We start from the raw sequence: 11,520 nt of genomic DNA on the forward strand, positions 1-11,520 counted from the left end.
ACCTTCGCGCATCGCGGCAACGCTTTATGATCTGGCACGGGACGGGGACCTGTTCGTGCATATCGGCGCCACGCTCTGGCGGGTGGCCCTTGGCTTCGTGCTGGGCACCGTGGCTGGAACGCTCATCGGTGCCCTCGCGGGCTATTCGGCGGTGGTCCGCCGCATCGTCGACCCAACACTTCAAGGGTTGCGCGCCGTGCCCTCGATCGCCTGGGTTCCGCTCTTCATCTTGTGGCTCGGGATTTTCGAGGAGTCGAAGGTGACGCTGATCGCGGTGGGCGTGTTCTTCCCCGTCTATCTGGGCGTGATGGGAGCCTTTGCCTCGGTCGATCGCAAGATCGTCGAGGTGGGGCGCATGTTCAGGCTCAAGGGGCTGGCGCTGGTGCGGCGCATATTGCTGCCTGCAATCCTGCCCGCCTATGTGATCGCGCTCCGCTCCGGCCTTGGACTGGGCTGGATGTTCGTGGTCGCGGCGGAATTCATGGGCGCTTCCGAGGGGCTGGGCTATCTGCTCGTCGACGGCCAGCAACTGGGCAAGCCCGACCAGATCATCGCGGCCATCCTGACCTTCGCCGTGCTGGGCAAGCTGACAGACTACCTGCTGGTGATGGCCTTCGCGCCCTTCCTGCGCTGGCAGGATTCCTTTGCCTCATCGCAGTGACGGGCGCGGCATGATCACCTTCGAGGGAATTGGAAAGCGCTACGCCAACCAGACACAGGCGCTGGAGGGCATCAACCTCAGTGTCGGCGATGGCGAGATCATCGCCATCCTCGGCGGCTCTGGCTGCGGAAAGTCCACCCTCCTCAGGCTTGCCTCGGGACTCGACCAGCCGACGGCAGGAACAGTGGCACTCGATGGTACGGCAATCCGCGAGCCGCACCCCGCCATCGGCATGGTGTTCCAGGAGCCGCGCCTGCTGCCCTGGCTGAAGATCTCCGATAATGCAGGCTTCGGCCTCGCGGGCCTTGACGAAGCAACGCGCCGCGAGCGTGTGAAGCGCGTGCTCGACCGGATCGGGCTTGGTGGCTATGGCGATGCCTGGCCGCGCGAACTCTCGGGCGGGCAGGCGCAGCGCGTGGCAATCGCGCGTGCCCTGGTTCCGCAACCAAAAGTCCTTCTGCTGGACGAGCCGTTTTCAGCGCTCGACCCCTTCACCCGCGCCAGCCTGCAGGAGGCACTGCTGAGCCTCTGGGCGGCACAGAAGCCCACACTCGTCATTGTCACGCATGACATCGAGGAGGCAATCGTGCTGGCCGACCGTATCGCGGTGATGCGCCCCTCCCCCGGGCGGATCTTCACCGAGATCAAGGTCGACCTGCCGCGCCCGCGCGCGCGCCTGTCGGATGAATTCATCGCTCTCGAGCGGCGTATTTTGGTGGCGCTCGATGGCTCGCTCAGCGAAGCCGGGGCAGAACGGAAACCCTATGGCGTTGACGAGGCCGCAGCCGCGGCCGCACATTGGTGGTAGGAATAAGGAAGCATGACCCATGGACTCTGAATCCCTGCGCAAGATGCAGGCCCCGCTCAAGGACCATTACCGCGCCGCGCCGGACGCGGCCATCATCACGCTCAAGGCACGCGGCGAACTCGATTCAGCCTCGATCGCCTGCAAGGTAGAGACCGGCAGGGCGCTGGCCGTCGCTGGCCTTCATCCGGCGACAGGCGGATCGGGGCTCGAACTATGCTCGGGCGACATGTTGCTGGAGGCTTTGGTTGCCTGCGCCGGAGTGACACTCAAGGCAGTGGCGACCGCGCTCGATATCGAACTCAAGAGCGGAACGGTGTCCGCAGAGGGTGACCTCGACTTCCGCGGCACGCTGGGCGTCGAGAAGACAGCGCCCGTGGGCTTCCGCGACATCCGCCTGACCTTCGACGTCGACAGCGATGCGCCGCAGGAGAAGATCGATACGCTGCTGAAACTGACAGAGCGCTACTGCGTGGTGCTGCAGACGCTTTCCAAGCCGGCCGCGATAACCACGACCGTCAGCCGAAACGGCGCGTAACGCGGCGGGCGGTTAGTTATAACCAACACCCCACTCGTACCGTCATGCCAGCGAAAGCTGGGGCGACCGCACCGTTGGAGCGCAATCTTTCAGTGATCGCAACTGATCGCCTGCCGCTCCAAGGGTCAGCCTTCCTATTGGACGTCGATGTGGATGACGGCGAAGGCGAGGCTATCCTCGCCATCCTGGCCAGCGAAACTGTCAGGCGGTCCCAGCAGCCAGAGCGGGCCCCGCCCGCCGAGGCTGAGGGGCTTGCCATCCGCCGCGAGGGCGAGAATCAGCTTGCCACGGGCAATGTCGTCCCCCGTGAATTCAGGCGCGTAGCCATCGAAGGCCTGAACGAGGATCTTGGTTCCCTCGGCACCTGCGGCCTTCAGAACGTCGCCGATCTCCGGTCCGGTCGCGGTCACCTCCCGCGGCCAGCCTTCATAGCGGACCGTGACACTGCGCTGTGGAAGCGATTGCAGTTCCGCCAGAGTGAATGTGAAGGCCTTGTCGAACTTCACCTCCAGATGCGCGAAGACGGCATCCTCGAAGGCATCGACCGGCCCGCGGTTCGGTTTGGCGACATTGCCCGTGACGGTGAGAACAACCGGCCCGCCGCCATCCGCTGCAAAAGCAACAGGTGCAGCCAGGAGGCCGCCCACGACCAGGGCGAGAAGAACGCGTAAGTAACGCAGCATTGTAGGTCTCCCAGTGTTTGTCTGTGGCAGGGGCGTCATCCGTTCCGTGGCAGCTTGTCACCAAGGCGGGCACGCCTTGCAAGCATGGCCTGATGGGCCTCCGGTGAGCCGTCATGGAACGACCCGAACCATTTGTCGAGCGGCACCATGCCGTCCGAATAGTTCACCTCGAAGTATTTGTGGTGCAGGTAGTGGGCGTAATAGGACACGTCCATCGACGCCTCGCCGCCGAGTTCGAGGCGGTCGAAGCCCGTGTGCCCTTGTGCTGGCGCAACGCCCAGCCGTGACGCGAGATTGATCATGTGAACGGGGTGGGCGGGAATGAGGAAGAACAGCAGGATGGACGCGAAATAGATCGCATGCTCGATCGGGTGCATTGAGAGCCCCGACCACGGACCCGGATTGACGTTGCGATGATGCAGGTGATGCGCCCACTTGTAGAGCGCAGGCACGTGCACCAGACGATGGGCAAAATAGAACCCGATCTCATGAATGAACGGCACGACGAGGAACATGGCAACGAACCAGACCGGATGGCTGTCGAAGGAGATCATCGGCGCATAGCCATTGGCATAGGCCCACAGCAGGAGAACTTCATAGGCCGTCCAGACCGGAACGCCGCTGGCCAAAGTGTGGAACATGTTGTCCCGGACCTGGTTGCCGAACAGGAAGCCGGGTGAACGCTCCCGCGGCCATTGCCTGTTGTACTTGAAATGCGTGCCCTGCCGCTTCCAGCGATAGAGCCAGAGGTGCCAGCCCCCGTAGACCGCAAGCGCCAGCAGCATGTTGCGGGCGAAAATGAACAGCACCCAGCCCGGCGACAGCGTTTGCATCACCTCAAGCGATGGTGTGAGCCACTGCCAGATAACGATCGCCAGCAGCGCGTAGCCAATGGTCCAGGGAAACAGGAAACCCGGATAGCCGAAGAACCACTTCAGCACCGCCCTGACATCCCATGGAACAGCCATCAGTGGACCGTAGGATATGCGCCGCGCAGGAGCCCAGTGACCACGCTCATCGCGGCCAAAATCCTTATCGTCCATCTTGAGGCCCCCTCGCGAACTGGCGCCAGATTCACCAGTGGGGAAAGCTTATCTCCCCGTCTTGCGGAAAATCAACCGTCACGTCCGGGCAGATAAATCCCGCGGGCTCCGCATCAGGAAGCCGATGAAGATGCCGCGCCGCTATGGTTTCCAGGACCGGCACCATTCCTCACGCGTCATGAACAGCAAGCCACGGCTGGGCTGGATCACCGTCTCGCGCAGGTCGCGGCATCCGCTGCTGCCCGCCGACTCGCCGCCGATGACGTCTGCCTGCCGTGCGTGACGTTTTTTGGCGGCAGAACAATGCCGGATGGACTAGCTTGGCCCAAAACCGGGAGGCCAAGAGTGAAGCAAGAGCTGAAGACGTTCCAGACAGCGCGCGACGAGTCGCTTGCGGCGACGGCGGGCGGCCCCCCACCCCGGACCATCAATCCGTTCTTCGGCGTCGGGCCCATTACCGACATGGCGCGTGATGAGGCGGAGAACCGCCAGCTTCGCTTCGCCTTCGAGCACTGGCTGGAACAGAACTACCGCAAGCTCGACGACACAGGACGCAACACCGGCTGCTTCACCGCGGGCGAGATCGGCCGCTCCATGCACCGCGGCTATCCGGCGGACAAGTTCCTGCTGGACATGATGCGGGAGATCCACCGCTACTTCGCATTCCCGAAGTCGAACTGCATGGCGGTTGGCCTTGGCGGGGGGCATTCTGGCTTCACCGTGGCGGCACTGCACTTCCTCACCGTGAATGATGCCGCCCAGCACGTCTATGTCGATACACCGGCGCCTGAGTCCGGACCGGCCGTAGCCTCTGGCTTTTTCCGGCAGAGCTGGGGCGCGCAGATCATCGAAATGATGCGCTACGCCCGGGGTGGCGACGAGACGCGCATTCACTTCGCGAAGGCGGAGGGTGCGATCCCCTCCTCCGACACGATGGAACGCATGGGCATCAAGGTCTTTTTCGGCGTGGGCCATGAGACGACGGGAGCGACCACTTACGCGCGGGCCGACATCCTGAACCTTCTTGACTGGATCGACCGGAACCCGGCCGAGCACCACGCGGTGCTTGACGCCACATCGATGCTGGGCGCCATGCCCTGGGGCGAGGACGTGGTGGCGCAGGTGATGACCAAGTGCTGCCTGTTCATGCCTTTCCAGAAGGCGATCGGCGGCATATCGGGCTACTATTTGCTTTCGTTCACGCCGCAAGCTCTCGCACTCGTGGAGGAAAACCAGAAGACGCCATCATGGGCCATTCCGCGGCAGTTGAAGCTTGCAGCGCCAGCCGACCCTAAGCTGCCCCTGTCCGGCGCACGCAGTGTCAAGTTGGGACCGATCTACGACCCTCAGGAAAACCGCATGCTGGGAGGCGTGATCAACACCTTCTCAACCCTTGCCTTTGCCGAGACGACCTTCGGCCTCTTGCGGGTGGAGAAGATGATCGGTCCCGTGCAGGAGCTGAACCGGCGCTCCGAACTCAATCGCGCAGCGATCAACGAGTGGATGAGCAACTCTCAGCTCTTCGAGCTTGGCGTCAGCAACCCCGAACAGCGTGGCGCCGCCGTGACGCTGATCCGCGTCAATGACCCTGCCATCACCGATCCGGGTCTTCATGCGCGCATCATCGCGCGCTCGAAGCAGCTTCTCTCCTACGAGGGGATCACGCATCCGGGCGGCGAGCATGAACAGGGTCTCGACGTGGCGCGCTATGTCAACGCATTTCCCGGAACTCCTGGCGACTACCGCGCATGGATCGGCGGTATCCGCCCCGTAGAAGACATCACGGCGCTGCTTGATAATTTGAAATATGCCTATCACCGGGCGCGCATCGTGGTCATCGAGGAGGAACTGGCAAAGCATGGCGTCACCTTCCCGGCATCGGCGGGTGGTGCTGCGCGGACGCGCCGGGACGATCCGGCGCGCGCCTACAAGGTCCTGATCTGCGACTATGTCGGCCTGAAATTCGGCAAGGACGGGCGGCCCGACCATGCCGCCGTCAAGGCGCATGTCGAGGCAAATGGCGGCGTGTTCCATGAGGTGCCGCTGGCGGATGAGGCCAGCCTCGAGAAGGGCCGGATTCATTTCTTCTACCAGCCCGACCTGTCGAAGCCGGACGAGATCAGGCCGCTCACCGACAAGGGCCAGTATGATGCCGTGATCGCCGCGGCGACCTTCCTGCCAAAGGATTCCGTGTTCACCGAAGGCGGCGTGCGGATTGGCGCTGGCACTGGCAACATGGCCTCAGCCTCATGGGGTGGCGGCAATGGCGAGGGCGGCCCCGCGCCGCTGATGAACACGCCCTCCTTCAACAGCCGTGCCACGGCGCAGATGGGGTTCAAGGCGCTTCTCAAGGTGCTGCCTGACCTGCCTGTGGACGAGATGCACCGCCTGACGGCCGAGGGCCAGTTCGATACGGGCCGCGACCTCAAGAAATTCCCCACCGAGAAGATCGAGGGAAAGCGCATCGGCATCATCGGCTATGGCAACATCGGCCGCGAGATGGCGAAGCTGGCACAGGCCTTCGGCATGGTGGTTGCGGTGCATGCGCGGCCGCGCCACAGGGAATGGATCCAATCCGAGGGCTTCATCTTCGCCTCGACGCCGGAAGAGGCGGCGCGCGGTGCCGATGTGATCTCGGTTCATACCGGGCTTGGCCCGCTCAATGCCGCAACGGGCAGATATGCCAATGCCAATGTGGTGAGTGCCGCCGTGCTGCGTGAACTGAACGATGGCGCCATCCTGATCAACTATGACCGGGGTGAGTGCGTGGATGCCACCGCCCTCGACGAGGCCATGGCGGCCGGCAAGGTGCGCTATGCTGCAGTCGATGCCGATCTTTTCGTCGATGCCGCAACGGGCGCCGCCACGGGGCCGATGGCGCCCTATCTTCCGCTTGGCAAGAAATATCCCGGCCGCCTCGAACTGCTGCCCCACGCGGCGGCGGATACCGAACACGTCTCACGCGTTGAAGGGGCAAAGCAGGCTGTTGACCAGATCATGAATGCCATTCGTTACCGCGAGGTCGTTAACCTCAAGGGCGACTTGCCGGAGGGATATTCCGTAGGCGGCGCAATGACGGTGGCCGGTGTCGGAAAATGCTCGGGCCAGACCATCGCCCGCGCACTCGCCACCGAAGGTGCGGCGGATGCGGCCCGCAGTGGCGCGGAAGCCATGGCGGCGATCTGGGGGGCGCTCGCCACAGCGGACACCGAGGAGCGCCGGGCACGGCTGATCGAGCGCCATGGCGCGGCGCTGACAAAGCACTTCAACGCCTATGCAACATTGATGCGGCAGTTGGGAATTGAAGGCCCCTACGGCTGAGGCAGGGCCTTCTCGACCAGCCTTGCCCAGAAGGCCGGTCCCTTCACCAGCAGCGCATCGTTGAAATTATAGCCCGGGTCATGAAGCATCGGCCCGGGCCCTGCGCCGAGCCCGAAGTAGCAGGATGGCACGATCTCCTGCATCGAGGAGAAGTCCTCCGAGAACATGAAGGGCCCCCGCATGTCGATCCTTGCCGGATCCTGCCCCATGTCGAGCGCGACCTGCCTGACGAGGCCTGCTTCGGCGGGCGTGTTGAAGCCCGCCGGGTAGCTCCAGCTGTCGATACCCGTCTGCACGTCGGCAGTGCATCCGAAGGATTTCGCATGGGCCTGGCTCAGGTCACGGATGCGCGCCAGCATCATCTCGCGTACCGGCTTCGTGACGGTGCGCAGGCCGACGAGAAGCTTCACGGTCTCCGGGATCACGGTCGCCATCGAGCCGCCGTTGATGGCGCCCACGGTTACGACGGCCGGATCGAGCGGATCAACGTTGCGCGACACGATGGTCTGCAGCGCCATGACGAGGCTGGAGGCGGCGACGATGGGATCAACCGACTTGTGCGGAATGGCGCCGTGACCGCCCACGCCTTGCACGATGATGGTGGCAATGTCGACCGCCGCGGTGATCGGGCCGGGCCGCACCATGATCTGGCCTTCGGGCTCGCCCGGAAGGTTGTGCAGCGCGAAGAGCTGGCCGCAAGGAAAGCGCTTGAACAAGCCGTCCTCGATCATCTTCATCGCACCGCCTTCGTCTTCCTCCGAGGGCTGGAAGATCAGGTGCACCGTGCCGTCGAAATTGCGGGTTTCGGCCAAATAGCGGGCAAGGCCCAGCAGCATGGTGGTGTGCCCGTCATGGCCGCAGGCATGCATCTTGCCGGGATATGTCGAGGCATAGGGTAGGTTCGTCTGCTCCGCGATGGGCAGTGCGTCCATATCAGCGCGGATGCCGATGGTGCGGGAGGACGCGCCATTGCTGATGGTGCCGACGACGCCGGTCTTCGCGATGCCCGTGGCCACCTGGAAGCCCAGGCGCCGGAGCTCGCCCGCAACGATGGCAGCCGTGCGCTCCTCCTGGAACAGCATCTCCGGGTGGGCGTGGATGTCGTGCCGGATGGCGGTGAGTTCGGGCAGGTGTTTCCTGAGGATGTCTTCGATCATCGGCGGGTCGGCATCTGGTTTTCGATGTGTCCAAAGAGGCGGGTGATGATAAGCGTGAGGGCCATATAGAGGGCCGCGGCGACGAACAGCGGCTCATAGGTCAGATAAGTGTTCTGGCGAACGCGCAAGATCACCCCGAAGATATCGAGCACCGTGACCGTTGCCGCCAGCGGCGTGGCCTTCAGCATCAGCACAGTCTCTCCCGCGAGGGTCGGCAGCACGTTGCGGAAGGCCCGGGGCAGCCAGATTCGCCGCAAGACCTGCCAGGGCGACATGCCGAAAGCCCGCGCGGCCTCAAGCTCTCCCTTGGGAACCGAGAGGAAGCCGCCCCGCATGATCTCGCCGGCATAGCCGCCTTCATTCAGTGAGAACGCCAGAAGAGCATAGAAATAACCCTCCCGCAGGATGGGCCAGAAAACGCTCTGCCTGATTTCCGGGTAGGAGGAGAACAGCGAGCCCAAGCCGAAATAGAGCAGCCATAACTGCACCAGAAGCGGGGTGCCGCGCATGAGCGTGCAATAGCCTTTGGCGATGGCGCCAAGCCACCGGGGGCCGGACACCTGCACAAGGCCAACCGGGACGGCAATGATAAGGCCGAACACCATCGACACGACGAGCAGCTGAATGGTCAGCCAGATGCCTTGCAGCAGAAGCGGAAAATATTCTGGTACCCAGCTCCAGTTCATGGCCGGGCCTCAGGCCAAACGCGTCTGGCCGCGCCGGAAACGGCGCTCCAGTATCGCGATGAAGTAGCTCGAGATCAGCGTGATCGCCAGATAGATCAATGCCGTGGTTAGGTAGAACAGCATGTATTTCTTGGTGAAGGCCGCCGCCGATGCGGTGATCGACAGAAGCTCCACATTGCCGACGACGGCGACGAGGGCCGTGTCCTTGATCACGATGAGCCAGAGGTTCGACAGGCCGGGAATGGCATTCGGCAACATAGCCGGACCGATGATCCGCCAGAAAATCATCAATCTGCCCATGCCGAATGCGCGGCCTGCCTCGATCTGGCCTTGCGGGACCGCCTTTATCGCGGCGCGGAAAACTTCGGTGTGATAGGCGCCCTGAACGACACCGAGCACCAGAATTGCGGCAAGCGTGGCGTTCACTTCAATTGGCTCGATGCCGGCAAGTCCAAGAAGCGAGTTGATGCCGCGGGTGCCCGCAAAATACAGGATCAGAATGAGCACGAGTTCCGGAACCGACCGGATGATGGTTGTATAGAGCCCGCCGATGAAGCGTGCGACGGGGCCTCCATAAAGCTTGGCGGCAGCGCCAAGCAAGCCCAAGGCAATACCGAGCAGAAACGCACAGCTGGCGATCAGCAGCGTGTACTGCGTTCCGCGGAGAAGCTCGTCTCCGAAACCTTTGTCGCCAAAACTGAGAATTTCCGGAAACATGCCGCGCGGCAGGAAAGGAACGGCTGCCCGGGCGGGCAGCCGTTCAGCTCCGTCAGCCCTTCGGGGGCAGCGTCATCAGCCCATCGAGGCCATACTTCTTGGTGAGTTCCTCGAAATAGCCCTTGGCGGCGAGTGACTTGATGGCGGCGTTGATCTTGTCGCGCAGTGCGGTGTCTTCCTTCCGGAGACCGACACCGACGCCATAACCCAGCACTTCCTTGTCATCCGGAACTGCGCCCTTGAGTTCGCAGCAGGCCTTGCCTTCGTCCGACATCAGGTAGTCGCGCAGGGCCACGCCATCGGCCATCAGATAGTCGACACGGCCGGCGGCCAGGTCGGCATTCGCCTCATCCTGCTTCTGATAGGCCTTGGCGACAGCGCCCTTCGGCACATAATACTTGTCGACGTAGTTCTGGTGGATCGTCGCACCCTGCACGCCGATCGTCTTGCCCGCCAGATGCTCCGGCGTGAAGTCCATATCGCCCGTCTTGGCGCCGATGATCACCGCGGCGGAATTGTAGTACATGTCCGAGAAATCGATGACTTCCTTGCGCTTGTCGGTAATCGACATCGAGCCTAAGACGCCATCCATCTTCTTTTCGAGCAGCGCCGGAATGATGCCGTCCCAGGCGATGGCGATCATGGTACATTTTTCATTCATTTCAGCGCACAGCGCATTCATGAAATCATACTCCCAGCCCTCCCATTCGCCCGCGGCGTTCTTCGAGGTGAAGGGCGGGTAGGCAGAGGTGTCGGTCGCAAATACGAGATCCGCCCTTGCCGATGTAGCGCCGATCGTCAGCGCTGCGGCGGCTACCACCAGTAGTTTCTTGAAGTTCATCGTTCGTCCTCCTTGTTTGACGTTTCTTGCTATCCTTCCGGGCGTACTAATGACTTCCGGAAACGAATTGGCGGCAGCGCTCGCTCAGCGGGCTGCCAAATACCTGCGCGGGCGGCCCCTCCTCCTCGATCATGCCCTTGTAGAGATAAATGACATGGCTCGAAACATCGCGCGCGAACTTCATCTCATGGGTAACGAGGATCATGGTGCGGCCCTCCTCCGCCAGATCGCGGATCACGCGAAGCACCTCGCCCACGAGTTCCGGGTCGAGCGCCGATGTCGGTTCATCGAAGAGCATGACCTTGGGTTCCATGCAGAGTGCACGTGCAATCGCGGCACGCTGCTGCTGGCCACCCGACAGAAAGGCCGGATACTGGTCGCGCTTGTCGTAGAGGCCAACCTTGTGAAGCAGCTTTTCCGCGCGCTCGATGGCTTCGGCCTTCGGTACGCGCAGCACGTGAACAGGCGCCTCGATCACATTCTGCAGCACCGTCATGTGCTGCCAGAGATTGAAGCTCTGGAACACCATGCCGAGCCTGGTGCGGATGCGTTCCAGCTGGCGCCGGTCTGCGGGGTGGAGATCACCATCCTTGTTCCGGACGAGCGAGACCTTCTCGCCCGTCACCTCGATCTCGCCCTGGGTGGGCATCTCAAGGAAGTTGATGCATCGCAGGAAGGTGGACTTTCCGGAACCTGATGCCCCGATCATCGACACGACATCGCCCTCACGCGCAGCCAGCGACACGCCCTTCAGGACTTCGAGATCACCGAATGTCTTGTGTAGATTGTTGACGCGGACAGCAAGCTGGGGTCCGGCGTTCAACTCTGCAGCAGCTTGCGCCAAGCATTCACTCCAGATCATTCCTGAAAAGCAAAGGGTCTTGGCAGCCAACATAACAAGAAAACCGGCAGTTGCAATTGTGCAATCTGCCGGTTTTCCCTGAATTATAAGCTGGATTGACGGTCCTGCTTCACTCCGGCTTGGCCTTCGGCTTACGCTTGGCCCGCTTTTCAGGTTTCTCTACGTCACCCGCACCTGCCTCGGCAGCAACGCGCGGCAAGGCCTTG

Annotated in this window: 12 protein-coding genes; 5 read left to right on the top strand and 7 right to left on the bottom strand. The window is 62.6% G+C overall.

From position 1 onward, the window contains the following. The 3 genes from ACILRA_RS12370 to ACILRA_RS12380 all read left to right on the top strand — a co-directional run. A partial coding sequence (locus tag ACILRA_RS12370; RefSeq protein ID WP_395662406.1) for an ABC transporter permease occupies nucleotides 1-661 on the top strand: 661 nt, incomplete at its 5' end. Nucleotides 662-671: 10 nt separating this feature from the next. Next, on the top strand, nucleotides 672-1,469 hold the full coding sequence (locus ACILRA_RS12375; RefSeq protein WP_395662407.1) for an ABC transporter ATP-binding protein: 798 nt from the start codon (nucleotides 672-674) through the stop codon (nucleotides 1,467-1,469). Nucleotides 1,470-1,488: 19 nt separating this feature from the next. Next, nucleotides 1,489-2,004: an OsmC family protein gene (locus tag ACILRA_RS12380; RefSeq protein WP_395662408.1), complete on the top strand. Its 516-nt coding sequence runs from the start codon at nucleotides 1,489-1,491 to the stop codon at nucleotides 2,002-2,004. A 134-nt stretch (nucleotides 2,005-2,138) separates the two neighbouring features. Here the strand turns inward: ACILRA_RS12380 and ACILRA_RS12385 are convergent, their stop codons facing one another. After that, nucleotides 2,139-2,687 carry a hypothetical protein gene (locus tag ACILRA_RS12385; protein ID WP_395662409.1) on the bottom strand — a complete coding sequence of 183 codons (549 nt, stop codon included), beginning with the start codon at nucleotides 2,685-2,687 and terminating at the stop codon, nucleotides 2,139-2,141. Nucleotides 2,688-2,722: 35 nt separating this feature from the next. After that, entirely contained in the window at nucleotides 2,723-3,730 is a 1,008-nt protein-coding gene (locus ACILRA_RS12390; protein ID WP_395662410.1) for a sterol desaturase family protein, read from the bottom strand. Nucleotides 3,731-3,854: 124 nt separating this feature from the next. Between ACILRA_RS12390 and ACILRA_RS12395 the strand changes: the two genes are divergently transcribed. After that, entirely contained in the window at nucleotides 3,855-4,013 is a 159-nt protein-coding gene (locus ACILRA_RS12395) for a hypothetical protein (protein ID WP_395662411.1), read from the top strand. A 20-nt stretch (nucleotides 4,014-4,033) separates the two neighbouring features. Beyond that, on the top strand, nucleotides 4,034-7,051 hold the full coding sequence (locus ACILRA_RS12400) for an NAD(P)-dependent oxidoreductase (RefSeq protein WP_395662412.1): 3,018 nt from the start codon (nucleotides 4,034-4,036) through the stop codon (nucleotides 7,049-7,051). On the opposite strand, the gene ACILRA_RS12405 is transcribed toward ACILRA_RS12400, so the two are convergent. From ACILRA_RS12405 to ACILRA_RS12425, 5 genes are read right to left on the bottom strand one after another with little or no spacing between them, the layout of a single operon-like run. Next, on the bottom strand, nucleotides 7,042-8,208 hold the full coding sequence (locus tag ACILRA_RS12405) for a M20 aminoacylase family protein (RefSeq protein WP_395662413.1): 1,167 nt from the start codon (nucleotides 8,206-8,208) through the stop codon (nucleotides 7,042-7,044). The two genes, ACILRA_RS12400 and ACILRA_RS12405, sit on opposite strands and share 10 nt — an antisense overlap. Next, on the bottom strand, nucleotides 8,205-8,894 hold the full coding sequence (locus ACILRA_RS12410) for an ABC transporter permease (protein ID WP_395662414.1): 690 nt from the start codon (nucleotides 8,892-8,894) through the stop codon (nucleotides 8,205-8,207). The genes ACILRA_RS12405 and ACILRA_RS12410 overlap by 4 nt, the downstream gene beginning before the upstream one ends. 9 nt (nucleotides 8,895-8,903) lie before the next feature. Further along, the gene (locus ACILRA_RS12415; RefSeq protein WP_395662415.1) at nucleotides 8,904-9,611 is read right to left on the bottom strand and encodes an ABC transporter permease; all 708 of its coding nucleotides are present in this window, start codon (nucleotides 9,609-9,611) and stop codon (nucleotides 8,904-8,906) included. A 52-nt stretch (nucleotides 9,612-9,663) separates the two neighbouring features. Next, nucleotides 9,664-10,452, bottom strand: coding sequence for a transporter substrate-binding domain-containing protein (locus tag ACILRA_RS12420; RefSeq protein ID WP_395662416.1), 789 nt, complete (start codon nucleotides 10,450-10,452; stop codon nucleotides 9,664-9,666). A gap of 46 nt (nucleotides 10,453-10,498) precedes the next feature. Continuing rightward, on the bottom strand, nucleotides 10,499-11,296 hold the full coding sequence (locus ACILRA_RS12425; protein WP_395662417.1) for an ABC transporter ATP-binding protein: 798 nt from the start codon (nucleotides 11,294-11,296) through the stop codon (nucleotides 10,499-10,501). Nucleotides 11,297-11,520: the final 224 nt, after the last annotated feature.

The organism is Aestuariivirga sp., from assembly GCF_044239095.1.
Classification (GTDB): Bacteria; Pseudomonadota; Alphaproteobacteria; order Rhizobiales; family Aestuariivirgaceae; genus Aestuariivirga.

What these genes read in the sequence shown, in the direction of transcription:
- ACILRA_RS12410 (WP_395662414.1), bottom strand. Translation starts at nt 8,894, where the DNA reads ATGAACTGGAGCTGGGTACCAGAATATTTTCCGCTTCTGCTGCAAGGC.
- ACILRA_RS12385 (WP_395662409.1), bottom strand. Translation starts at nt 2,687, where the DNA reads ATGCTGCGTTACTTACGCGTTCTTCTCGCCCTGGTCGTGGGCGGCCTC.
- ACILRA_RS12420 (WP_395662416.1), bottom strand. Translation starts at nt 10,452, where the DNA reads ATGAACTTCAAGAAACTACTGGTGGTAGCCGCCGCAGCGCTGACGATC.
- ACILRA_RS12395 (WP_395662411.1), top strand. Translation starts at nt 3,855, where the DNA reads ATGAAGATGCCGCGCCGCTATGGTTTCCAGGACCGGCACCATTCCTCA.
- ACILRA_RS12400 (WP_395662412.1), top strand. Translation starts at nt 4,034, where the DNA reads ATGCCGGATGGACTAGCTTGGCCCAAAACCGGGAGGCCAAGAGTGAAG.
- ACILRA_RS12390 (WP_395662410.1), bottom strand. Translation starts at nt 3,730, where the DNA reads ATGGACGATAAGGATTTTGGCCGCGATGAGCGTGGTCACTGGGCTCCT.
- ACILRA_RS12380 (WP_395662408.1), top strand. Translation starts at nt 1,489, where the DNA reads ATGGACTCTGAATCCCTGCGCAAGATGCAGGCCCCGCTCAAGGACCAT.
- ACILRA_RS12405 (WP_395662413.1), bottom strand. Translation starts at nt 8,208, where the DNA reads ATGATCGAAGACATCCTCAGGAAACACCTGCCCGAACTCACCGCCATC.
- ACILRA_RS12375 (WP_395662407.1), top strand. Translation starts at nt 672, where the DNA reads ATGATCACCTTCGAGGGAATTGGAAAGCGCTACGCCAACCAGACACAG.
- ACILRA_RS12415 (WP_395662415.1), bottom strand. Translation starts at nt 9,611, where the DNA reads ATGTTTCCGGAAATTCTCAGTTTTGGCGACAAAGGTTTCGGAGACGAG.